This is a genomic window from Ramlibacter sp. bp-362, from assembly GCF_054956735.1.
The window spans coordinates 229110-251276 of record NZ_JBUDXE010000008.1 but is presented as its reverse complement, the minus strand read 5'-3'; the positions used below and the strand labels follow the sequence as shown (position 1 = coordinate 251276).

At 70.3% G+C, this 22167-nt stretch carries 20 protein-coding genes; 8 read left to right on the top strand and 12 right to left on the bottom strand.

Translation table 11 applies throughout. The features are described from left to right. Window positions 1–70: 70 nt before the first annotated feature. Together ACY0MJ_RS13945 and ACY0MJ_RS13940 are read right to left on the bottom strand one after the other, a co-directional pair. Window positions 71–859, bottom strand: a complete 789-nt coding sequence (locus ACY0MJ_RS13945) for an NUDIX domain-containing protein (RefSeq protein ID WP_462639076.1) — start codon at window positions 857–859, stop codon at window positions 71–73. Further along, window positions 856–1839, bottom strand: coding sequence for a quinone oxidoreductase family protein (locus tag ACY0MJ_RS13940; protein WP_462639075.1), 984 nt, complete (start codon window positions 1837–1839; stop codon window positions 856–858). The genes ACY0MJ_RS13945 and ACY0MJ_RS13940 overlap by 4 nt, the downstream gene beginning before the upstream one ends. 107 nt (window positions 1840–1946) lie before the next feature. On the opposite strand from ACY0MJ_RS13940, the gene ACY0MJ_RS13935 reads away from it, so the two are divergent. Both ACY0MJ_RS13935 and ACY0MJ_RS13930 read left to right on the top strand, forming a co-directional pair. After that, a complete protein-coding gene (locus tag ACY0MJ_RS13935) occupies window positions 1947–2849 on the top strand; it encodes a DMT family transporter (RefSeq protein ID WP_462639074.1) in 903 nt (300 codons plus the stop codon). A 180-nt stretch (window positions 2850–3029) separates the two neighbouring features. Continuing rightward, a complete protein-coding gene (locus ACY0MJ_RS13930) occupies window positions 3030–6557 on the top strand; it encodes a two-partner secretion domain-containing protein (RefSeq protein WP_462639073.1) in 3528 nt (1175 codons plus the stop codon). Between the two features lie 64 nt (window positions 6558–6621). Here the strand turns inward: ACY0MJ_RS13930 and ACY0MJ_RS13925 are convergent, their stop codons facing one another. Further along, window positions 6622–7419 (bottom strand): SDR family oxidoreductase, encoded by a 798-nt coding sequence (locus tag ACY0MJ_RS13925; RefSeq protein WP_462639072.1) that lies wholly within the window; start codon window positions 7417–7419, stop codon window positions 6622–6624. A 34-nt stretch (window positions 7420–7453) separates the two neighbouring features. On the opposite strand from ACY0MJ_RS13925, the gene ACY0MJ_RS13920 reads away from it, so the two are divergent. Next, complete coding sequence (locus ACY0MJ_RS13920) at window positions 7454–8020, top strand: SH3 domain-containing protein (RefSeq protein ID WP_462639071.1); 567 nt, start codon at window positions 7454–7456, stop codon at window positions 8018–8020. Beyond that, the gene (locus ACY0MJ_RS13915) at window positions 8017–8925 is read left to right on the top strand and encodes a M48 family metalloprotease (RefSeq protein WP_462639070.1); all 909 of its coding nucleotides are present in this window, start codon (window positions 8017–8019) and stop codon (window positions 8923–8925) included. Before ACY0MJ_RS13920 ends, ACY0MJ_RS13915 begins: the two co-directional genes overlap by 4 nt. A gap of 109 nt (window positions 8926–9034) precedes the next feature. On the opposite strand, the gene ACY0MJ_RS13910 is transcribed toward ACY0MJ_RS13915, so the two are convergent. The 8 genes from ACY0MJ_RS13910 to ACY0MJ_RS13875 form a co-directional block, all read right to left on the bottom strand. Continuing rightward, complete coding sequence (locus tag ACY0MJ_RS13910; protein WP_462639069.1) at window positions 9035–10042, bottom strand: 2-dehydropantoate 2-reductase; 1008 nt, start codon at window positions 10040–10042, stop codon at window positions 9035–9037. A 26-nt stretch (window positions 10043–10068) separates the two neighbouring features. After that, window positions 10069–10836, bottom strand: coding sequence for a fumarylacetoacetate hydrolase family protein (locus ACY0MJ_RS13905; RefSeq protein ID WP_462639068.1), 768 nt, complete (start codon window positions 10834–10836; stop codon window positions 10069–10071). Window positions 10837–10844: 8 nt separating this feature from the next. Continuing rightward, on the bottom strand, window positions 10845–11162 hold the full coding sequence (locus tag ACY0MJ_RS13900; protein ID WP_462639067.1) for an HAD family hydrolase: 318 nt from the start codon (window positions 11160–11162) through the stop codon (window positions 10845–10847). A gap of 137 nt (window positions 11163–11299) precedes the next feature. Beyond that, complete coding sequence (locus ACY0MJ_RS13895; RefSeq protein WP_462639066.1) at window positions 11300–12229, bottom strand: DMT family transporter; 930 nt, start codon at window positions 12227–12229, stop codon at window positions 11300–11302. A 75-nt stretch (window positions 12230–12304) separates the two neighbouring features. Next, window positions 12305–13816, bottom strand: a complete 1512-nt coding sequence (locus ACY0MJ_RS13890) for a tripartite tricarboxylate transporter permease (protein ID WP_462639065.1) — start codon at window positions 13814–13816, stop codon at window positions 12305–12307. Window positions 13817–13831: 15 nt separating this feature from the next. Beyond that, the gene (locus ACY0MJ_RS13885; RefSeq protein ID WP_462639064.1) at window positions 13832–14320 is read right to left on the bottom strand and encodes a tripartite tricarboxylate transporter TctB family protein; all 489 of its coding nucleotides are present in this window, start codon (window positions 14318–14320) and stop codon (window positions 13832–13834) included. Between the two features lie 95 nt (window positions 14321–14415). Further along, entirely contained in the window at window positions 14416–16200 is a 1785-nt protein-coding gene (tfpB, locus tag ACY0MJ_RS13880) for a type IV pilus assembly ATPase TfpB (RefSeq protein ID WP_462639063.1), read from the bottom strand. Window positions 16201–16338: 138 nt separating this feature from the next. Next, on the bottom strand, window positions 16339–17088 hold the full coding sequence (locus tag ACY0MJ_RS13875) for a spermine/spermidine synthase domain-containing protein (RefSeq protein WP_462639062.1): 750 nt from the start codon (window positions 17086–17088) through the stop codon (window positions 16339–16341). A 176-nt stretch (window positions 17089–17264) separates the two neighbouring features. Between ACY0MJ_RS13875 and ACY0MJ_RS13870 the strand changes: the two genes are divergently transcribed. Next, window positions 17265–18215: a hypothetical protein gene (locus ACY0MJ_RS13870; RefSeq protein ID WP_462639061.1), complete on the top strand. Its 951-nt coding sequence runs from the start codon at window positions 17265–17267 to the stop codon at window positions 18213–18215. Window positions 18216–18217: 2 nt separating this feature from the next. Here ACY0MJ_RS13870 and ACY0MJ_RS13865 read toward each other — a convergent pair whose 3' ends face one another. Continuing rightward, a complete protein-coding gene (locus ACY0MJ_RS13865; RefSeq protein ID WP_462639060.1) occupies window positions 18218–19036 on the bottom strand; it encodes a TatD family hydrolase in 819 nt (272 codons plus the stop codon). A gap of 116 nt (window positions 19037–19152) precedes the next feature. Here ACY0MJ_RS13865 and ACY0MJ_RS13860 point away from each other — a divergent pair, with 116 nt between their 5' ends. From ACY0MJ_RS13860 to ACY0MJ_RS13850, 3 genes are read left to right on the top strand one after another with little or no spacing between them, the layout of a single operon-like run. Further along, window positions 19153–20139, top strand: coding sequence for a S1C family serine protease (locus tag ACY0MJ_RS13860; RefSeq protein WP_462639059.1), 987 nt, complete (start codon window positions 19153–19155; stop codon window positions 20137–20139). 28 nt (window positions 20140–20167) lie between these two features. Next, entirely contained in the window at window positions 20168–21175 is a 1008-nt protein-coding gene (locus tag ACY0MJ_RS13855; RefSeq protein WP_462639058.1) for an AAA family ATPase, read from the top strand. Continuing rightward, the gene (locus ACY0MJ_RS13850) at window positions 21156–22154 is read left to right on the top strand and encodes a DUF58 domain-containing protein (protein ID WP_462639057.1); all 999 of its coding nucleotides are present in this window, start codon (window positions 21156–21158) and stop codon (window positions 22152–22154) included. Before ACY0MJ_RS13855 ends, ACY0MJ_RS13850 begins: the two co-directional genes overlap by 20 nt. Window positions 22155–22167: the final 13 nt, after the last annotated feature.

Sequence of the window (22167 nt, the reverse complement as noted above, 5' to 3'; positions counted from 1 at the left end):
ATCGATTCTGGGCGCGCGCACCCCGCCGCGCTGAAAGCGGCGAAGCCATGCCCGTGTAGGAATGTGTTGCTCAGCCGTTGCCGAAGGCCGTGAGCAGCAGCAGCGCGGCGTCGGGCGCGAACTCGCCCGCCTCCATGCGCCGCGCGACCTCGGCGGGCTCCATCGCGCGGAACTCGGCGACCTCGCCGTCCTGGTTGCGCGGCCGCACGTCCTCGGGCAGCACGCAGGTGAACCACTCCAGGTCCTGCACGATGTAGGCGTGCGCGAGCCGGCCCGGACAGGACCGCGTCTCGCCGACGACGCCGCCGCGCCGCAGCTCACGCAGCCGCGCGAGGCGCAGGCCCGCTTCTTCCCAGGTCTCGCGCTCCAGCGCCTGCGGCACGCTCTCGTGCGCCGGCACGATGCCGCCCACGAGCGTGTCCCACAGGCCGGGGTCGCTGTCCTTGGCGAGCGAGCGCCGCTGCAGCCAGTGGCGGCCCTGCGCATCGGTGGCGAGCAGGTGCACGGCCTGCGTGAAGAGGCCCAGCGGCCGCGCGGCGGCGCGCTCCACCACGCCCAGCACCTCGCGCGCGGGATTGCGCACGGCCAGCAGCTCGCCGCGCCACGCGCCGGTGAGTCCGGCGTCGCGCAGGGCCTGCGCGATCGCTTCCATGGCGGGCGTGAGTTCGCCCTGCACCTCCCAGCCCTCGGCATCCCGCCGCAGCAGCTGCTGCAGGCCGGCGCGCGCGGGCAGGTCCGGTTCGATCGAGCCGAGGGCGTGGCCGCGCCAGCGCAGGGGCTCGCGCGCCCGTGCGGGCGGCGAGCGCAGGGCGGCGGCCAGCGCGGCGCGCCAGGCCGGCGCGACGCGCAGCTGCGTCACAGCGTGAGGATGGTGCAGCCGGTGGTCTTGCGCGCCTCCAGCGCCTGGTGCGCCTCGCGCACCTGCGCCAGCGGGAAGGTCTGGTCGATGCGGATCTGCACCTTGCCGCTGGTGACGGCGCCGAACAGGTCGTCGGCCATCTCCTGCGTCGCCTCGCGCGTGGCGATGTGCGTGAACAGCGTCTGGCGCGTGACGTACAGCGACCCCTTCACGCCCAGGATGCCGGGCGCGAACGGCGGCACCGGGCCGGAGGCGTTGCCGAAGCTGGCCATCAGTCCGAAAGGCTGCAGGCAGTCGAGCGACTTCTCCCACGTGTCCTTGCCCACCGAGTCGTAGACGACCTTCACGCCCTTGCCGCCGGTGATCTGCTTGACGCGCTCCTTGAAGTCTTCCTTGCTGTAGTTGATGACGTGCGCGGCGCCCATCGACTTCGCGAGCTCGCACTTCGCGTCGCTGCCCGCCGTGCCGATCAGCTGCAGGCCCATGGCCTTGGCCCACTGGCACGCGATCAGGCCGACGCCGCCGGCGGCCGCGTGGAACAGCACGTGGTCGCCCGGCTTCAGGCCACCCTGCGGCTGCGTGCGCTTCAGCAGGTACTGGGCGGTGAGGCCCTTGAGCATCATGGCCGCGCCGGTCTCGAAACTGATCGCGTCGGGCAGCTTGCACACGGTCTTGGCCGGCATCACGCGCACCTCGGAATAGGAACCGGGCGGGTTGCTGGCATAGGCGGCGCGGTCGCCCACCTTCAGGTGGGTGACGCCTTCGCCCACCGCCTCGACGACGCCGGAGCCTTCCATGCCCAGCGTGAGCGGCAGCGGCAGCTGGTACAGGCCGGTGCGCTGGTACACGTCGATGAAGTTCAGGCCGATGGCACGGTGGCGGATGCGGATCTCGCCGGGGCCGGGGTCGCCGACCTGCACGTCCACCAGTTCCATCTGCTCGGGGCCGCCGTTCTGGCGGATCTGGACCGCTTTGCTCACTTGTGTCTCCTGTGTGTGGCTTCGAATGCGGCGCATCCTGCCACGAATCGCACGCCACCGTCCGCGCAGGGGCCGTTCGCCGCGTCGGCTAAAGTGCGCGGTTGGCCATGGACCAGCGACTGAATCTCCGCACCGCCCTCCTGCTCACCACGCCGCCGCTGATGTGGGCGGGCAACGCGGTGGTGGGGCGCGTGGTGGCACCGCTCGTGCCGCCGCTCACCCTCAACTTCCTGCGCTGGGCGCTCGCCTTCGTGATCCTGCTGCCGCTGGCCTGGCAGCTGCTGCGCGGCGGCAGCCCCCTGTGGCAGCGCTTCCCGCGCTTCGCCGCGTTGGGGCTGTTCGGCGTGGGCGCGTACAACGCCTTCCAGTACCTGGCGCTGAAGACCTCCACGCCGATCAACGTGACGCTGGTGGGCTCCAGCATCCCGGCCTTCATGCTGGGGCTGGGCGCGGCCTTCTTCGGCCAGCGCATCACGCGCCGGCAGCTGGTGGGCGCGGCGCTCTCGATCGGCGGCGTGCTGGTCGTGCTGTCGCACGGCGAGATCACGCACCTGGCGCAGGTGCGCTTCGTCCCGGGCGACCTGTACATGCTGGTGGCCACGGCGTCGTGGGCGCTCTACAGCTGGCTGCTCACCCGCCCCGGCGACCCGCAGGAGATCCGCGGCGACTGGGCCGCCATGCTGATGGCGCAGATGGTGCCCGGCCTGCTGTGGTCCGGCCTGTTCGCCGCCGGCGAGACGGTGCTGGGCACGCAGACGATCCAGTGGGGCTGGCCGCTCGCCGCCGCGCTGGCCTACATCGCGCTGGGCCCCGCGCTGCTCGCGTACCGCAGCTGGGGCCTGGGCGTGCAGCGCGTGGGGCCCAACATCGCGAGCTTCTTCTCCAACCTCACGCCGCTGTTCGCGGCGATCCTCTCGGCCGCTTTCCTCGGCGAGCCGCCGCATGTCTTCCACGCGGTGGCCTTCGTGCTCATCGTTGGCGGCATCGTCGTGTCCTCGCGCAGGACGTGACGCACTGAAACTTCGAAAGCGGCATTTTTACGGCACCTTACGCGTGCCGAAAACGGGTAATCTCGCGCCTCGGTCCGCATGTCCCGGGACCGCGGAGGCTCCATGGCGTCACCCTCTGCGCACGTCAGACCACGCGCAACGCGTGCCGCCGCACCTTCGCCTGCCGCTTCACCTCATCCATTGAGCCGCGCGCTCGCGCATGCCTTCGCGGGCAGCTTGCTGTCGCTGCTGCTTCCCGGCGTGGTCCACGCGAATCCGCAAGGGGCGACGGTCGTGCACGGGCAGGCGAGCTTCCGCACCATCGGCAACCGCCTGACCGTCACCAATTCCGCGGGCGCCGCGATCGACTGGCGCAGCTTCTCCATCGCGCCGGGCGAGACGACGCACTTCCAGCAGCCGAATGCGGCCAGCAGCGTGCTCAACCGCGTGACCACCGCGACGCCCTCGCAACTGCTGGGCACGATGACGTCCAACGGCAAGGTGATCCTGGTGAATCCCGCCGGCATCGCGGTCGGCCGCGGCGCGATGGTGGACACGGCGGGCTTCACGGCGTCGACGCTCTCGATCAGCGACGCGGACTGGTCGGCCGGGCGGCTGCTGTTCCGGGACGCGGGCAATGCGGGGCCGCTGCAGGTGGACGGCAGCATCCGCTCGCGCAACGGCGACGTCGTGCTGCTCGCGCCGAAGGTGGAGGTGGGCGCGCCCGCCGTGGTGCAGGCCGCCAACGGCACGGTGGTGCTCGCTGCCGGCCAGTCCGCCGCGATCACGGGGCGCGGCCTGGAAGGCATCCACTTCGAGCTGAAGCCCACGGGCGAGGCGCGCAACCTCGGCCGCCTGGAGGGCGATGCGGTGGGCGTGTTCGCCGGGACCCTGCGGCATTCGGGCGTGATCTCCGCGACGACGGCCTTGCAGCAAGGCGGGAAGGTCGTGCTGCTCGCGAAGGACATCGCGCTGGAAGCTCCCGGGCGCATCGATGCGTCGGGCGCGCGCGGTGGCGGCACCGTGCTGGTCGGTGGCGAGCAGCGCGGCGCGATGGCGGTGGCGGGCGTGGACAACGCGCGCGACGTGCACCTGGGCGCAGGGACTGTGGTGAGCGCCGACGCGCTGGAGAACGGCAACGGCGGGCGGGTGATCGTGTGGGGCGACGAGACGGCGGGGGTGCATGGGAGCATCACCGCGCGCGGTGGGCCGAAGGGCGGCGATGGCGGGTTCGTGGAGACGTCGGCGCGCGTGCTGTCGGTCAGCCAGGGCGTGGATGCCTCGGCGCGCAAGGGCAAGGGCGGAACCTGGCTGCTCGATCCGGAGGACGTCGACATCGACGATTACCCGGTGGACGAGAACATCGAGACGCACGGCCACGGGAAGAAGCCGCATGCCGAAGGCGCGAAGGGCAAGGTGGACGTCAAGGAACTCACGAGGGCGCTCGATCTCGGCATGAGCATGTCGATCGACACGACCGTCGAAGGAGGCACCGCCCGCCGCGGCACGATCACCATCAGCAAGGCGATCGAGCGTCATACCGAGAAAGAAAGCACCCTCACGCTCAACGCCGACCAGAACATCATCATCAACAAGCCGATCACCTCGGAACAGGGCCGGCTCGACCTGAACCTGAATGCGGTGAACGGCAACGTGCAGGTCAAGGCCGATGTCGACACGCACGGCGGCAACATCGACGTGCCGGGCACGAACGGTATCCGCATCTCCAATGTCGCCGTTTCCGGAAACCTGAGGTCGGCGGGCAGCATCGAGCTGCCTTTCGGATTGACGGGTGGCAACCTGACCATCGAGAGCGGCACCGCCAACTGGACCGGCGGCACGACCTGGCAGAACGGTAGCGTGACCATCGGCCCGGCGGCGACGCTCAACCTCGTGCACGGTGGGGAGCATCGCCTGTCGAACCATACGCTGGCCAACAGCGGGGCGGTGAACTACCGGGATTCGGACGGACTCCTCGTCAACGCAGGCTCGCTGCTGCGCAACGAGGCTGGTGCGACGTTCACGTTCCACAGCGCCGGGCTGATCGGCGGCGACGACACCACCAACGCCAACTCGCGATTCGAGAACCGCGGCACGCTGCTGCGGGCCCCCGATGGCACCGGGCGGAGCGCGATCGGCGGCGACTGGCTGCTCTATCAAGGCCGGGACGAAATCATCGATGCCCGGGCGGGCGGGATCGATTTCATTTCCAGCATGGCCGAGAACACCCACAGCGGGCACATCCAGCTGCTGGGCGACGTGGGCTTCACAGGCGGAACCCATTCCTTCACCAGCGGTGCATCGATCACGGGGAACCTGAACCTGCGCGGGGCTGCCGCCCACTTCGGCACCGTCAGCCTGGGTGCCGGGACCAACTTCGAGGCTGGCAGCATCGATATCGAAAAGGGCGAGACCCTGACCATTCCGGCCGGCGCCGATTTCAACTGGAGCGGAGGCCCTCCAGACGGGAGCACCAGGGTGGCCGGCGGCACGCTCGCCATCGCCGGCGGCGCGAGGCTGAACATCAATGGCGAGGGAATCCATTCCACGTTGTCGAACACGCTGGACAACGCCGGCACCGTCAACGTCAACGGGCCGCTCGTGATCGATGGCGACATCACGCAGGGGAACGCCGTCATCAACAATCTGGCGGGTGGCGTCTTTGCGTTCGGCAGCAGTGGCTTCGTCGGTGCCAACACCAGCTGCAACCCGTGCAGCTTCAACAACGAAGGCCTGGTGACGAAGACAGGCGACGGCACCGCAGGTCTGGTCGGAACGGACTTGACCGTCCAGCTGGGCGCGAACTCGGTGGTCCGCGTCGAACGCGGCGTGCTCGGCATGCTGGTCCCTCTGCACAATGCCGGCACGATCGACGTTCGCAGCGGTGCTGCCTTTACGACGGGTGAGAACGACCTCGTCAACACGGGCCTGATCCGAGGCGCCGGCGTGCTCGCTGGGGCCACGTTACGCAACGACGGGACGATCCGTCCGGGGGATGCTTCCCAACCCGGAACACTGACGATCTTTGGCGATTACGTGCAGGGCAGCAGCGGCCGGCTTATCGTGCGGATCGCCTCGCCCGCTGAATTCGACCAGCTGAGCGTCAATGGATCAGCCCTCTTGAGCGGCACGCTCGAAGCGATCAGGACGGGGACATCAACGCTGCATCCAGGCGCGACCTTTGACGTGGTGTCCGCCAGTTCAGGCGTTTCGCTGAACGGGCTCGCTACGGTGCTTCCCTCGAATGACTGGAGTACCGACGCAGAAGCAAGCGCGCTGAGACTCGCGCTCGCAGGCGAGTCCGTGCCCCCGCCGACACCAGCGCCGACTCCTGCGCCGACTCCTGCGCCGACGCCTGCACCGACGCCTGCTCCGACGCCGGCACCGACGCCGGCACCGACGCCGGCACCGACTCCCGCGCCAACACCAGCGCCAACACCAGCGCCGACGCCTGCGCCTTCGCCGGCTCCGAGTCCCGCGCCGACGCCTGCCCCGAGCCCTGCGCCCACACCGGCCCCGAGCCCGGCGCCGACGCCCGCACCCGCGCCCCCGCCCGCTTCGCAGAACGACCGCATCGAGGACATCCTCGAAGGCAAGGCCTCCGTTTCAGATGTGCGGCAAGGCGTCGCCGAGCTCGAGACGACGGTCATCGAGCCCGTGAAGCTGGTGGCCAGGAAGAAGCGCGAGCGCGACGAGCCGTCCGACAACGGGGAGCAGTGCGTGCCGTAAGAGCGCGGCGCGCGACGGGGTGCCCCCACCCTGACCCTCCCCCAGAGGGGGAGGGAAGTCAAGGTCAGTACGTACCGGGGTACGCGCCGCCGTCGATCAGCACGTTCTGTCCCGTGATGTAGCCCGCGTGCTGGCTGCACAGGAAGGCGCAGGTCGCGCCGAATTCGTCGGAGGTGCCGAAGCGCAGCGAGGGGATGGTCTTCATGCGCAGCTGGCGCACTTCCTCCACCGACTTGCCGCTCTTCTTCGCGCCGCCTTCCATCGTGGCCTTCAGCCGGTCCGTGTCGAAGGCGCCGGGCAGCAGGTTGTTGATCGTGACGTTGGCCGAGGCGAGCTTGCTGGTGCGCGCGACGCCGGCGACGAAGCCGGTGAGGCCGCTGCGCGCGCCGTTCGACAGGCCCAGGATGTCGATGGGTGCCTTCACCGCGCTCGACGTGATGTTGACGATGCGCCCGAAGCCGCGCGCCGCCATGCCGTCGACGGTCGCCTTGATCAGCTCGATGGGCGTGAGCATGTTGGCGTCCACGGCCTTGATCCAGGCCTCGCGGTCCCAGTCGCGGAAGTCGCCGGGCGGCGGGCCGCCCGCGTTGGTGACGACGATGTCGTAGTCCTTGCGGAAGGCGAACACCTTCGCGCGGCCCTCGGCGGTGGTGATGTCCACGGCGATCGGTTCGACCTGCGTGCCCTTCGGCACCTCCGGGTCGGCGCGCAGCCGCTCGGCGGCCGCCTGCAGCGCCTCGGCGCCGCGCGCCACGATCACGACGTGCGTGCCTTCGCGCGCCAGCGCCTGCGCGCAACCGTAGCCCAGTCCCTTGCTGGCCCCGCAGACCAGCGCCCATTTGCCCGTGATGCCCAAGTTCATAGAATGCCCGACAGTGAAGAGGAATGACCCGCGAATGATACGCATCGCCCTGCACGCCGCCCTCCTGGCCCTGCTCCTGCTGCCCGCCGCCTGGGCGCAGGAAGCCGCGCTCACGCGCCGCGCCACCGACCTGCGCGACGCGCCGGCCGACGGCGGCCGCAGCCTCGCGGCGCTGCCGGCGCAGGCGCCCGTCACCCGCACCGCCGAACGCAAGGGCCCCTGGGTGCAGGTGCGCACGGCGGACGGCACGACCGGCTGGGTGCACCTGTTCGACCTGGGTCCGGCCTCGGCCGGCGGGTCGGCAAGCGGCGGCAGCGACATCGTCGGCGGTGCGCTGCGCGGCGTCACCAGCCTGTTCGGCGGCCGGCCCGCGACGCAGGCGGCCACCACCAGCGGCATCCGCGGCCTCGGCGCGGAGGACCTCGCGCAGGCGCAGCCCGATGCCGCCGCGGTGACGCAGATGGAACGGCTGCGGCAAAGCGAGGCGGAGGCGCGCTCGTTCGCCGCGCGCGCGCCGTGGGTCCCCGCAGCCGTGGATCCGCTGCCCGCGCCTGCGCCCGCCCCCGCGGCCGGCAACCGCAACCCGGAGCAATTGCCATGAGCCGCCGGCCTTCGATGCTGGCCGCGTTCGCGCTCGCCGCCGCGCTGGCCCTCGCACCCACGGCGCACGCGCAGGATCCGGCCAAGGCGCTGGGCGGCCTGCTGCGCCAGGTCACGCCGGGCAACCTGTTCACGCCGCCCGCGCCGCAGCGCGCGCCGGCCGCGGGCGACCTGGTCGAGCTGCTGTCGCAGTCGCTCGAGAACATCGACGAGCCCAAGGAGATCGAGATCGGCCGGCAGCTCGCCTCGGTGCTGCTCGGAAGCAAGCCGCTGCACCGCGACATGGCGCTGCAGCGCTACGTCAACCGCCTCGGCCGCTGGATCTCGCTGCAGTCGCCGCGGCCGCAGCTGCCGTGGACCTTCGGGGTGCTGGACGACCCCGGCTTCAACGCCTTCGCGGCGCCGGGCGGCTACGTGTTCGTCACCAAGGGACTGGTGGACCGCGTCGACGAGGCGGAGCTCGCCGGCATCCTCGCGCACGAGATCACGCACGTCACGGCGAAGCACCACCTGCAGGCGCTGGCGGCCAAGGCGCGCTCGGGGCTGGCGGCGCAGCTGATCGGCTCGCAGCTGCGCAACAACCTGGGCGGCGCGATCTCGTCGCGGATGCTCGCGCTGGGACGCGACCTGTATTCCAGCGGGCTGGACCAGGCGGATGAATTCGACGCGGACCGGCAGGGCGTCGCGCTCGCGGCGCGGGCGGGGTTCGATCCCTACGGTTTGCCGGCGGTGCTGCAGCAGTTGCGCAGCGCGGCGCCGGACAACCCGTTGTTCACGCTGACGCTGAGCACGCATCCGCCGGCGCAGCGGCGGCTGGAGCAGCTGGAGGTCGCGATGGGATCGCGGCTGGACGCGCTCTCAGGCAAGCCGTCGGTGGCGATCGAGAGGCGGGTGCAGCAGCGGTGAGCGCGGGAGCTGGGGTTCGCCTTCGGCTCACCGCCAGCCTACGAGCGCCGGGTGTTCGTAGAGCGCCGGGTTTTCGTAGGCTGGCGGTGAGCGCAGCGAACCCCAGCACTCAACCCGCCATCATCCGCACCCCCGCCCCCTCCGCCTCCATGTTCTTCGCCAGCAACTTCACCAACGCATAAACCGTGTCGATATGCGGTGTCGGCGTATCCGTCAACCGCGCCAGCTCCGCCACCGACCCCACCAGCGCATCGATCTCCGGCGCCCGACCCGCCTCGATGTCCTGCAGCATCGACGTCTTGTGCTTCCCCACCTTCTCGGCACCGGCGATGCGCTTGTCCAGTGGCACGCGGAAGGCGATGCCCAGCTTGTGCGCCACCTGCTGCGCCTCGCGCATCATGTCCGCCGCCAGCCCGCGCGACAGCGTGTCCTGGCAGATGTCCACCAGCGTCGCGTGCGTGAGGCCGCTGATCGGGTTGAAGCTCAGGTTGCCCCACAGCTTCAGCCAGATCTCCGAGCGGATGTCCTCCAGCACCGGCGCCTTGAAGCCGGCCCGCGCGAAGCATTCCGAGATGCGCACGACGCGCTCGCTGCGGCTGCCATCGAGCTCGCCCAGCGGAAAGCGGTCGCCCTCGATGTGTCGCACCACGCCGGGCGCCACGAGCTCCGAGGCGGGATAGACGACGCAGCCGATCACGCGCTCCGGCGGGATCAGGCGCGCCAGCTGGCCGTCGCCGTCCACGCTGCGCACCGCGCTGCCCTCCAGCGCGCCGCCGGTCTTGTGGAAGTACCAGAACGGGATGCCGTTCTGCATCGTCACCACGGCCGTGCCGGGGCCGAACAGGCGCGGCAGCTGCCCGGCGACGGCAGCGACCTGGTGCGCCTTGGTCGCGAGGATCACGAAATCCTGAGCCCCCGCCTCGCCGTAGTCGTCGGTGGCGCGCACGTCGCGCGCGACCTGCTCCGTGCCGTCGTGCAGCACGAGGCGCATGCCCTGCGCGCGGATGGCGCGCAGGTTGTCGCCGCGCACGACGAAGGTCACTTCCTCGCCCGCCAGGGCGAGCTTCGCCCCGACATAGCCGCCGATGGCGCCGGCGCCGATGATCGCGATCTTCATGGTCCCTCCCGGAGGGATTGAGGGGTTTATTCGAAGCGGTTGCTGAGGCGGCCGATGCCGGCGATCTCCACCTCGACCAGGCTGCCGGGCTTCATGGAGCCCACGCCGACCGAGGTGCCGCACAGGATGATGTCGCCCGGCAGCAGGCTCATGTCCTGCGAGATCAGGCTGACCAGCTGCGCCACGGAAAAGCGCATGTCGCTCACCGGGTAGTCCTGCCGCACCTGGCCGTCGAGCAGCGTGCGCACCGTGAGCTTCTCCGGGTCCAGCCCCGAGGCCACCGCCGGCCCGAAGGGGCAGAAGGTGTCGAAGCCCTTGGCCCGCACCCACTGCGCGAAGGAGGCGTCGCGGTTCAGGATGTCGGCCACGGTGACGTCGTTGGCGCAGGTGTAGCCGAACACGTGCCGCAGCGCATCCGCTTCGGCCACCTGCTTGCAGGCCTTGCCGATCACGATGCCGAGCTCGCCTTCGAACACCACCTTGGCGCTGCCGCCGGGATGCCGGATGGTGCCGCCCGGCTCCAGCCAGGAGTTGGGCGTCTTCACCAGGTACAGCGGTTCCGCCGGGGCGGCCAGCCCGAGCTTGTCGCCCAGGGCCTTGTAGTTGTTCCACAGCGCGATCACCTTGCTCGGCTGCACCGGCGTGAGCAGGCGCACGTCGGCGAGCGCGACCGTGCGGTCGCCGCGCTGCGGATACTCGAACATGTCGCCGTGCCACACGCGCACCCGCTCGCCCTCGAGCGTGCCGAAGCGCACGGTGCCGCCTTCGCTGAAGCGCACCCACTGGAGCTGCATGGCGGCTCCTAGCCGAAGCGGCGCGTGGCGCGGGCTCCCTCGGCAGGCGCGTGCCGCGCCTGGACGATGCGGGCGTGGCAGTCCGCCTGCGTGCGCTCGATCACGTCGACCAGGAAGTCGGCCTCGTAGGCGCGCAGCAGGTGCGGCTGCTCGTTCTCCAGGTAGGAACGGATGCCGGCGCGCCCGTAGGGGTGCAGGCGCGCGAAGGTCTCGCGGTCCCAGTGCCAGGGCAGGTCCAGCGCGTGGAAGGCGCTGTTGTAGGCGTGGCGGTGCGCCTCGGAGGCCGCGTCGGCCGGTGCGGGCGGGTGCAGGGGTTGGGGCAGCAAGATGATCTCCTTCGATGCGAACTGGAAGGAAATCTAGGGGGCCGCAGCGATAAAGGATAGTGAAAGTATTTGATCGTCACCATCGACGATCGTTGATACTCTTTCTCCCTCTCCCGCGAAGCGGGAGAGGGAGAAATTCAGCGCGCCCCGCGGCTGAACACGAAGATCCCCGCGATCACCAGCACCGTGCCCGCCGCAACCCAGGCGGTGAAGGGCTCGCCCAGCAGCCACACGCCCATGAGGATGGTGGACACCGGGCCGATCATCCCCGTCTGCGCCGTCACCGAGGCGCCGACGCGCTCGATGGCCATCATCACCAGCAGCACCGGCACCGCGGTGCAGAGCACGGCGTTCAGCAGCGACAGCCAGATCACCTCCGGCGCCACCGTCAGCGCCACGGACACCGGCCGCAGCAGCAGGAACTGCACGATGCACAGCACGCAGGCCACGCTGGTCGCGAGCCCCACGAGCCGCAGCGCGCCCAGGCGCTGCACCATCTGGCCGCTGTACACCATGTACAGCGCGTAGCTGATCGTGCTCACGAACACCAGCAGCGCGCCCAGCGCCACGTTGCTGCCCTCCAGCCGCACCTCCTGGCCGAACACCAGCACCACGCCGGCGTAGCTGATCGCCATGCCGGCGACCTGCGCGCGCGACCAGCGCTTGCCATAGAGCAGCCATCCGAGCAGCAGCACGAGCGTCGGATTCAGGTACAGGATCAGCCGCTCCAGCGAGGCGGTGATGTACTGCAGGCCGATGAAGTCGAGGAAGCTGGAGAGGTAGTAGCCGCTGAAGCCCAGGCCCACGACGCCCAGCCAGTCGCGGCCGGTGAGCGCCGCGCGCCCGCGCCCGGCCCACCAGGACATCGCCAGGAAAATGGGCAGCGCGAACAGCATGCGGTACATGATCACCGTGACGGCATCGACGCCGTAGCGGTACGCGAGCTTCACGATGATGGCCTTGCCGCTGAAGGCCATCGCGCCGCCCAGGGCGAGCAGGATGCCCGTCAGCCGGGGGCTGGTCTGTGGCAGCGTCGCCTGGGGCGGCGACGCGGTGGTCTGGGGCATGCGTCGATTGTCGCGCATGCGAAAGGGCGCCCCGCGGGGCGCCCTTCTCTCTTGGCGAAGCGAGGCTTCGCGCGATCAGTCCTCGACGAAGGCTTCCTCGCGCTTGCTCTTCACCGCGGGCAGCGCCACGATCACCACCAGCAGCAGGGCCGCGGCCAGCAGGCCGGCCGACAGCGGCCGCGTGACCAGCACGCCCCAGTCGCCGCGCGACAGCAGCAGGGCGCGGCGCAGGTTCTCCTCCATCATCGGGCCGAGGATGAAGCCGAGCAGCAGCGGCGCCGGCTCGCATCCCAGCTTGATGAACAGGTAGCCGATCACGCCGAAGATCGCGACCATCCAGATGTCCCAGGTGTTGTTGTTCGTGGAGTACACGCCGATGGCGCAGAACAGCACGATGGCGGGGAACAGCCAGCGGTAGGGGATGGTCAGCAGCTTGATCCACACGCCGATCAGCGGCAGGTTCAGGATCACCAGCATGGCGTTGCCGATCCACATCGAGGCGATCAGGCCCCAGAACAGCTCGGGGTTGCTGGTCATCACCTGCGGGCCCGGCTGGATGTTGTGGATGGTCATCGCGCCCACCATCAGCGCCATCACCGCGTTGGGCGGGATGCCCAGCGTCAGCAGCGGGATGAAGGAGGTCTGCGAACCGGCGTTGTTGGCCGACTCCGGCGCCGCGACGCCGCGGATGTTGCCCTTGCCGAAGGGCACCTCGCCCGGCTTCAGCTTGGTCTTCTTCTCGATCGTGTAGGCCGCGAAGGCGGACAGCAGCGCGCCGCCGCCCGGCAGGATGCCCAGGCCGGAGCCGAGCAGCGTGCCGCGCAGGATGGCCGGGGCCATGCGCTTGAAGTCTTCCTTGGTCGGGAACAGGCCCTGCACGTTGGAGGTGAAGACCTCGCGCTCGGACTCGTGCTTGCCCAGGTTCGAGATGATCTCGCCGTAGCCGAACACGCCCATGGCGATCACGATGAAGCCGATGCCGTCGGTGAGTTCCGGGATGTCGAAGGAGTAGCGGGCGACGCCGGAGTTCACGTCGGTGCCGATCAGGCCCAGCAGCAGTCCCAGCACGATCATGCCGATCGCCTTGACCAGCGAGCCGGAGGCCAGCACCACGGCGCCGATCAGGCCCAGCACCATCAGCGAGAAGTATTCGGCCGGGCCGAACTTGAAGGCGACTTCGGTCAGCGGGGCGGCGAAGCCGGCCAGCACCAGCGTGGCGAAGCAGCCCGCCGTGAACGAGCCGATGCCGGCGGCCGCGAGCGCGGGGCCCGCGCGGCCCTGGCGCGCCATCTGGTAGCCGTCGATGACTGTCACCACCGAGGACGATTCACCCGGCAGGTTCACCAGGATGGCCGTCGTGGAGCCGCCGTAGGCGGCGCCGTAGTAGATGCCGGCCAGCATGATCAGCGCCGACACGGGAGGCAGCGCGTAGGTGGCGGGCAGCAGCATGGCGATGGTCGCCACCGGGCCGATGCCGGGCAGCACGCCGATGGCCGTGCCGAGCACGCAGCCGATGAAGGCGTACAGCAGGTTGATCGGCGTGAAGGCGACGCTGAAGCCGAGGGCGAGGTTGCTGAAGAGATCCATGTCGTACTCCGTCCGTCAGGCCGTCAGGAAGCTGGGCCACACCGGGAACTGCAGCTTCAGCAGCACGATGAAGGCGACGTAGCTGAGGATCGCGAGGATGGTGGCGAGCACCGCCACTTCCTTCGCCTTGAACTCCTCGCCGGCGAGCGCCGCGATGAAGGTGAGCGCGTAGATGCCGACGATCAGCCCCATGGCGGGAATGCCGATCTTCGGGATGCCGCCCAGGCAGATGCCGAACACCACGTTGGACGCGATGATGAAGAACAGGGGCTTCCAGGCCCACTTGCCGACCTTCTCGCCGTCTTCCGTCTCGACCACCATGGCCTCGAAGGTGATGAACAGGCCGATGACCGCCAGCAGGATGCCCAGCATCAGCGGGAAGTAGCCGGGGCCCATGCGGGCGCCCTCACCGATGGTGTAGTTCGTGGCGCCCCATGCGAAGGCGATGCCGACCGCCATGAACATGAGCCCGGAATAGAAGTCCCTCTGGCTCTTGATCCTCATTGTTGTCTCCAGTCACGGAAATGGAACCGGCGGATTCTGGAGGCAAAGAAAGGGGCTCCGGATGTGGATTCCACCTACATCCCGTTACGCGCCCGTCAGTCGAGGGGAGGCGTGGCGCTCAGGACTTCTTCCAGGGTGGTCTGGCCTTCCGCGACCCGCAGCGCGCCGGCGAGGCGCAGGGGCCGCATGCCGTCGGCGATGGCCTGGCGCTTCAGCGCCTGCATGCTCGGTTCGCGCGTCACCTGCTCCTTGAACGCGTCGCTCACCGCGAGCAGCTCGTACAGGCCCATGCGGCCCAGGAAGCCGGTCATGCGGCAGTCCACGCAGCCCACGGGCCGGTACGGCTGCCAGGTGCCCGTGACCTTCCAGGGTTTCACCACGTCGTCGAGCGCCGAACGGGGCGTCGCCGTGTCCGGCTGCCGGCATTGCCGGCACAGGGTGCGCACCAGGCGCTGCGCCAGCACGCCGATCACCGTGGCGTTGATCAGGTAGGAGGGCACGCCCAGTTCCAGCATGCGGCTGATGGCCGAGGGCGCGTCGTTGGTGTGCAGCGTCGAGAACACCAGGTGGCCGGTGAGCGCGGCCTGCACGGCCATCTCCGCCGTCGCGAGGTCGCGGATCTCGCCCACCATGATGATGTCCGGGTCCTGCCGCATCAGCGCGCGCAGGCCCTCGGCGAAGCCGAAATCCAGCTGCGGCTGCACCTGCGTCTGGTTGAAGGAGGCCTCGATCATCTCGATGGGGTCCTCCACCGTGCTCACGTTCACCTCCTCGGTGGCCAGGCGCTTGAGCGTGGAATAGAGCGTGGTGGTCTTGCCCGAGCCGGTGGGCCCGGTCACCAGGATGATGCCGTGGGGCCGCTGCACCAGCGCCTCCCAGCGCTGCGCGTCGTGCGGCGAGAAGCCCAGGGCGTCCAGGTCCTTGACGGCGGTGTCGGGGTCGAAGATCCGCATCACCATCTTCTCGCCGAAGGCCGTGGGCAGCGTGGACAGGCGCATCTCCACCTCGTCGCCGCGCGGGTTGCGGGTCTTGATGCGGCCGTCCTGCGGCCGCCGCTTCTCCACCACGTCCATGCGGCCCAGCAGCTTGATGCGCGCGGTCATGGCGTTGAGCACCGCGATGGGCATCTGGTAGACCGGCTGCAGCACGCCGTCGATGCGGAAGCGGATCACGCCCTGCTCGCGCCGCGGCTCCAGGTGGATGTCGCTCGCGCGCTGGTCGAAGGCGTACTGCCACAGCCAGTCGACGACCTGCACCACGCCCTGGTCGTTGGCGTCGAGCTGCTTGTTGGCCTTGCCCAGCTCCACCAGCTGCTCGAAGCTGGCCGCGCCGCTGTTGCCGCCGGACTTCTGCGCCGCGCGCACCGACTTGGCGAGCGCGAAGAATTCCGCCGTATAGCGGTGGATGTCCTGCGGGTTCGCGACGACGCGGCGCACGCTGCGGCGCGCCTGGCGCTCCACTTCCTCGATCCAGTCGCCGAGGAAGGGCTCGGCCGTCGCCACCACCACCTCGTTGGCGTTCACCTGCACGGGCAGCACGCGGTGGCGCTCGGCGTAGGCGGCGCTCATCACGTCGGCGACCTTGGCGACGTCGACCTTCAGCGGGTCGATGCGCAGGTATTCCATCTGCGCGCGCCCCGCGAGGTATTGCGTGAGCGACTCGATGTCCAGCGGCTTGCCGTCGGCCGCGCGCGTCATCGCCACGGCCGCGAGGCGCACCAGCGGGTGCTGCGCGCTCTCCGCCTGCGCGCAGCGCGCGATCGTGCGGCGCGCCTCCTCCGCCGAGATCACCCCGTCCTCCGACAACCACTCCACCAGCTGCTGCCAATGCAAGGGCCCGCGCGGCGGGGTGCGGGCGGAGATGCGGGGCTGGGCGCTCATGGACGAATGGTACTCAGGGGAACAGGACTACCGGACGCAAAGGTCGCAAAGGTTCCGCGAAAGTCGCGAAAGGACATCCAATGGCTTTTTGGCGATCTTTGCGTAACCTTTGCGACTTTTGCGTCCGGATGTCCGGATTCAGGCCGGTTTGAAGACCCGCAGCCACTTGCGCGCGGGCAGGCCCCAGCGGGATTCGATTTCGTCGGCGCGGGCGGCGAGCTGGCCGCGCAGGGGGAAGACGGGTTCGCGCAGCGCCAGCACCACCGTGTTGCCTTCGCGCGTGGGCCGGAAGGCCCAGGTGGCGTCGCGGCCGAAGGCGGACTGGATGTGGCCCAGGCTGCGCTGGTAGCTGGAGGAGCGGCCGAAGAGGTTGACGGTCATGCAGCCGTCCTCGGTCAGCAGGCTGCGGCAGCCGCGATAGAACTCCTCGCTGTCCAGGACCGGCGCCGCCGCCTCGTGGTCGTACAGGTCCACCTGCAGGGCATCGACCTGCCCGCGCCAGTGTTCGTGCGCCACCACCTCCTGCGCGTCGCCGAGGATCACCGAGAGCTTGGCGTCGTCCGCCGGCAGCTTGAACCAGAGGCGGCACGCGGCCACCACCTGCGGGTTGAGCTCGATGGCTGTCGTGCGCATGCGCAGCTTGCGGCGGCAGAACTTGGTCAGCGCCGCGGCGCCCAGCCCCAGCTGCATCGCGTGGCGAGCGGGCACCGTCTTGGGGTCGACGAACAGCAGCCACGCCATCATGCGCTGCACGTATTCCAGCTCCAGCTCGAAGGGCGCGTCGAGCCGCATGGAGCCCTGGACCCATTCGGTGCCGAGGTGGAGGTAGCGCACGTCCCCGTGGTCGGAGAAGTTGACTTCGGGGAGCTTGCGGACAGCGGACTTCACGGCGGCGGATTATGACCATTCGCCACAACGGCCCCGCCGTCCGTCGCCGTGCGCGGGCAGGCGGGCGGACCGGCACGCACGCGTGACGCAATTCACGGGCGGCGGCGGGGTCGCGCACGCGAGTCGTTACAGAATGTAGCCATTCCCATGCACGACACCTTTCGATGACGGATTTCATGCCGCAGTCCCGCTGGTCCGATACGCCTTCGACGGCCGCCCCCGAGTTCTGGGAGTCCAGCCGCCCCGCGCCGAACCAGGAAGCGAACGCCGCCCGGCCGGCCGGGCGCGCGCTGCGGCGCTCCGCGCCCGCGCTCGCGGCCGACGTGAACGAGTTGCTCGAATCGATGGCCCGCAAGCGGGTGCCCCGGCTGGACGCCGTGCGCGAGCGGGTCGTGCAGGCCCGCACGGGCATGGAGCTCGATGGCGTCGAGGAGGCGCTGCGGGCCCTGCACGGGGCCACGACCGCGCTGGACTTCCTGGCGGGCCGCTGCGGCGGCGAGCAGTCGACCGATTTCCTGCGCCAGGGCGAGGTCCTCGCCGCGGCGATGGAGGCCGTCGCCGGCCTGGTCACGCCCTTCGTGGAGCGGCACGGCAGCGAATCGCCGGTGGCGCGCCTGGTCTGGATCGACCTGGTGCTGGAATCGGGCTCGCTGCACAAGCGCGTGCGCCAGGGCGCCCACTGGCTGGCCGAGATGGACCGGGACCTGCAGGTGCGCCGCAGGGGCTCCAACACCGACGTGACGCTGCGCGCGATCGAGCAGCTCGCCCGCCGCGGCGCCGCCATGCACGAGAAGCTGCAGACGGCGCACCGGCTGTGCCGGCAGGCGCGCACGGTGCACGGCCTGTGCGAACAGGTCGCGGCCGAGCGCTCGGCCTTGTGCACGCAATTGCAGGCCGAGGTGCTGCCGGCCTGCAAGGAACTGGAGCAGGCGCTGCAGCCCCTGCTGCACGCGGCCGGCTACCGGGCGCTGGTCCCGACCGAACTGATAGGCGCGATCGACGCCCGCCACACCCTCCAGGTCGCGCTGACCCAGGCCGCCGCGCAGGTCGCGCAACTGCGCGCGGGCGAGCAGGACATCGCGAACCAGCTGCAGGAGATGGCGGAGAAGGCGCGGCAGCTGGGCTGAAGTCAGGGGCACAGCAGGGCGCCCAACCGCGGCAAGGCCTCGCAGGCATTCCGCGTCGTCGCCGCCGCCAGCTCCTCCGGCGTCATCCCCCGCAGTTCCGCCAGCACGCCGCCGATGCGCGGCAGCTCGCCCGGCTCGTTGCGGCCCTGGGCCGCGCCGGCCTCGCGCTCCCCGGCGGTGCGGTACAGCCAGTGCGGCGGGATGTCCGGCGCATCCGTTTCCAGCACCAGCGACTCCAGCGGCAGCTCGCGCGCCAGCCGGCGGATCTGCAGCGCGCGGTCGAAGGTCACCGTGCCGCCGAACCCCAGCCGGAAACCCAGCCGCACGAACTCGGCCGCCTGCTGCGCGCTGCCGTTGAACGCATGGGCGATCCCGCCCACGCCGCCCTTGCGCAGCTCCTTGAGCAGCTGGTCGGCGGAGCGGCGCACGTGCAGCAGCACCGGCAGCCCGTACCGGCGGGCCAGCGCCAGCTGTTCGCGGTAGAAGTGCTCCTGGCGCGCGCCGTCCAGTCCGGGCACGAAGTAGTCCAGGCCGATCTCGCCGACCGCCACCAGCCGCGGGTCGTCGCGGTGCGCGGCGAGCGCGCGGTCCAGCCGCAGCAGGTCCTCGTCGGTCGCCGTCGGCGTGCACAGCGGATGGATGCCCAGGGCGTAGCTGTCGCCGTGGCAGCGGGCCAGGGTCCGCACCGCGTCGAAGTTGCCGGGAGCCACCGCCGGCAGCACGCAATGGGCCACGCCGGCGGCCGCCGCCCGGCCGCGCACGGCGTCCACATCGGCGTCAAATTCACGCGCATCCAGGTGGCAGTGCGTATCAATCCACATCGCGCCGGCGATGATGCCGCAAGCCGTGCAGCGGGGGGAAAACCGTGATACCGTGTGCCATCGCCAGGGCTGCAACGGCGTGGCCCCAGCTTTCCCGGAACAGCCAAGGATTACGGATGCGCAGGCCCGCCCTCTACAGCTCCAGCCGCCCTGCCCGCACCGCGGCGGCCCCTTCCGGGGCGGCGCCTTCCCCTGTGGATCCGCAGCCCGCGGTGGCCGCGCCGGCGCCGCGCCGCTGGCGGCGTCTCCTCTCGCCCTCCAGCCCCGCCCTCCTGTGGGCGGCGATCCTGCTGCTCGGCATCGCGCTCGCCAGCTCGCTGGCGCTGCGGCCGACCCAGCGCAAGCTGACGCAGGAGGACATCAACGCCGCGGTGCTCAAGACCATGGAAACGCAGGTCATGCCGTCCGAGTACGCGCGGGCCTACGACAACATCCGCCCGGCCGTGGTGCGGGTGGTGAGCTACGTCAAGAAGAGCCGCCTGCGCGAGGAGGACCAGAAGGCGCTGCGCGCCCGGCCCAAGTCGCTGGGCCCGGCGGCCGACGGGGGCCCCGAGAACGACGAGGTCGAGAACGGCGTGGGCACCGGCGTGGTGATCATCGACAAGGGCGTGATCCTCACCAACCTGCACGTGGTGAACGGCGCCGACCGGATCCGCGTGACCTTCCACGACGGGCTGGAATCGCAGGCCACGATCACCGGCGTGCAGGCCGAGAACGACCTCGCGGTGCTGCAGGCCAGCAAGATCCCCGACGACCTGATCGCCGCCACCATGCGCTCCACCGGCGACCTCGCCCCCGGCGACAAGGTGATGGCCGTCGGCTTCCCCTTCGGCATCGGCCCCTCGGCTTCCGGCGGCGTCATCTCCGGCCTGGGTCGCGTGTTCCGCTCGCCGGAAGGCAAGCAGGAGATGAAGAACCTGATCCAGTTCGACGCGGCGGCCAACCCCGGCAACTCCGGCGGCCCGCTGGTCACCATGGACGGCGAGGTGGTAGGCATCGTCACGGCGATCCTGAACCCCACGTCCGCCCGCACCTTCCTCGGCATCGGCTTCGCCGTGCCGATCGAGAACGCCGCCGCGGCCGCCGGCCTGCCGCCCTTCTGAGCCTTCCTTTCCTCCACCCAGGGACTCCATGGACAACACCAGCCGCACCGACAGCGCCACGGCGCAACTGATGGAACAGATCCTCTACGAGGTCAAGCGCGTCGTGGTCGGCCAGGACCGCTTCCTCGAGCGCGTGATGGTCGCGATGCTGGCGCAGGGCCACCTGCTGGTCGAGGGTGTTCCCGGGCTGGCCAAGACGCTCACGGTGAAGACGCTGGCCAACACCATGCGGGGCGAGTTCAAGCGCATCCAGTTCACGCCCGACCTCGTGCCGGCCGACCTGGTGGGCACGCGCATCTACAACCAGAAGACGGGCGACTTCTCCACCTCGCTGGGCCCCGTGTTCGCCAACCTGCTGCTGGCCGACGAGATCAACCGCGCGCCCGCCAAGGTGCAGAGCGCCCTGCTCGAAGTGATGCAGGAACGCCAGGTGACCATCGCGGGCGAGACGCACAAGGTGCCCAGCCCCTTCCTGGTGATGGCCACGCAGAACCCGATCGAGACCGAGGGCACCTACCCGCTGCCGGAAGCGCAGGTGGACCGCTTCATGATGAAGGTGCTGGTGGACTACCCGACCGACGAGGAGGAGTTCGTGATCGTCCAGCGCGTCACCGGCGCCGCCGTGGACGTGGCGCCGGTGGCGAGCACCGAACAGCTGGCCGCCCTGCAGCGCGAATGCCGCCAGGTCTACGTCGATCCCTCGCTGGTGCAGTACGCGGTGAAGCTCGTGTCGGCCACGCGCGCGCCCGAGCGCCACGGCCTGAAGGACCTGAGCCGCTTCATCACCTACGGCGCCAGCCCGCGCGCCACGATCAACCTCACCGAAGGCGCGCGCGCGCTGGCCATGCTGCGGGGCCGCGGCTACGCGCTGCCCGAGGACATGGTGGACCTGGTGCCCGACGTGCTGCGCCACCGCGTCGTGCTCTCGTACGAGGCGCTCTCCGAAGGCCTGAGCTCGGACGCCATCGTCCAGAAGATCATGGCCAAGATCCCGCCCCCGGCGAAGCCGCTCGAGCATGAAAAGCTGGTGGCGTAAAGGCGCGGGAGAAACTCCCGCCGCGGCGGAGGCGAGCGCGGCTTTGCCCACGGCCGCGCACCACGCCGAGCAGGTGCTGCGCCGCCTCGAATGGAAGGTGATCCGGCGCCTCGACGGCCTGCTGCAGGGCGACTACCGCACCCTGCTGCGCGGCACCGGCCTGGACCTCGCCGACCTGCGCGAATACCAGGTGCACGACGACGTGCGCCACATCGACTGGAACGTGACGGCGCGCATGCAGTCGCCCTACGTCCGCGTGTTCACCGAGGACCGCGAGATGTCGGCCTGGTTCCTGCTGGACCTGAGCCCCTCGGTGGACTTCGGCTCGGGCGAACTGCGCAAGCGCAACGTCTCGGCCGAATTCGTGACGGTGCTCGCGCGCGTGCTCACGCGCCACGGCAACCGCGTCGGCGCCCTGCTGTACGGATCGGGCGTGGACACCGTGATCCCCACGCGCAGCGGCCGCCGCCACGTCCTGCACCTGCTGCACAGCATGCTGGACCGGGTCACCGTCGCCGAAGCGGGCCCGACCCGCCTGCACGAGCTGCTGGCTTCCGCCGCCAGCCTGATCAAGCGCCGCTCCACCGTGTTCGTGGTGTCCGACTTCATCAGCGAGCCCGGCTGGGAAAAGGCGCTGGCGCAGCTGGCGCAGCGCCACGAGGTCGTGGCCGTGCGCGTGCTCGACCCGCTGGAACTGGACCTGCCCGACCTGGGCCTGCTCACCCTGCGCGACGCCGAGACCGGCGAGCAGGTCGTGGTGGACACGCACGACGCGGGGTTCCGCAAGCGCTTCGCCCGCATCGCCGCGCAGCGCGAGTCGGAACTGCGCCAGGCGCTCGCCGCGAGCGGCGTGGACGCGCTCGAGCTCGCCACCGACGCCGACCTCGTGGACGCCATCGTGCGCTTCGTCGAGATGCGCAAGCGCCGCAGCCAGCTGGCGGGCGGCAGCCTGCCCGCGCACCTGCGCCACGCCGCCTGAATCCGGAGACGAC

Bases quoted from the DNA above. Each gene is read 5' to 3' on its own strand.
- ACY0MJ_RS13935 (WP_462639074.1), top strand. From the start codon at position 1,947: ATGGACCAGCGACTGAATCTCCGCACCGCCCTCCTGCTCACCACGCCG.
- ACY0MJ_RS13925 (WP_462639072.1), bottom strand. From the start codon at position 7,419: ATGAACTTGGGCATCACGGGCAAATGGGCGCTGGTCTGCGGGGCCAGC.
- ACY0MJ_RS13920 (WP_462639071.1), top strand. From the start codon at position 7,454: ATGATACGCATCGCCCTGCACGCCGCCCTCCTGGCCCTGCTCCTGCTG.
- ACY0MJ_RS13915 (WP_462639070.1), top strand. From the start codon at position 8,017: ATGAGCCGCCGGCCTTCGATGCTGGCCGCGTTCGCGCTCGCCGCCGCG.
- ACY0MJ_RS13910 (WP_462639069.1), bottom strand. From the start codon at position 10,042: ATGAAGATCGCGATCATCGGCGCCGGCGCCATCGGCGGCTATGTCGGG.
- ACY0MJ_RS13905 (WP_462639068.1), bottom strand. From the start codon at position 10,836: ATGCAGCTCCAGTGGGTGCGCTTCAGCGAAGGCGGCACCGTGCGCTTC.
- ACY0MJ_RS13895 (WP_462639066.1), bottom strand. From the start codon at position 12,229: ATGCCCCAGACCACCGCGTCGCCGCCCCAGGCGACGCTGCCACAGACC.
- ACY0MJ_RS13890 (WP_462639065.1), bottom strand. From the start codon at position 13,816: ATGGATCTCTTCAGCAACCTCGCCCTCGGCTTCAGCGTCGCCTTCACG.
- ACY0MJ_RS13885 (WP_462639064.1), bottom strand. From the start codon at position 14,320: ATGAGGATCAAGAGCCAGAGGGACTTCTATTCCGGGCTCATGTTCATG.
- tfpB (WP_462639063.1), bottom strand. From the start codon at position 16,200: ATGAGCGCCCAGCCCCGCATCTCCGCCCGCACCCCGCCGCGCGGGCCC.
- ACY0MJ_RS13870 (WP_462639061.1), top strand. From the start codon at position 17,265: ATGCCGCAGTCCCGCTGGTCCGATACGCCTTCGACGGCCGCCCCCGAG.
- ACY0MJ_RS13865 (WP_462639060.1), bottom strand. From the start codon at position 19,036: ATGTGGATTGATACGCACTGCCACCTGGATGCGCGTGAATTTGACGCC.
- ACY0MJ_RS13860 (WP_462639059.1), top strand. From the start codon at position 19,153: ATGCGCAGGCCCGCCCTCTACAGCTCCAGCCGCCCTGCCCGCACCGCG.
- ACY0MJ_RS13855 (WP_462639058.1), top strand. From the start codon at position 20,168: ATGGACAACACCAGCCGCACCGACAGCGCCACGGCGCAACTGATGGAA.
- ACY0MJ_RS13850 (WP_462639057.1), top strand. From the start codon at position 21,156: ATGAAAAGCTGGTGGCGTAAAGGCGCGGGAGAAACTCCCGCCGCGGCG.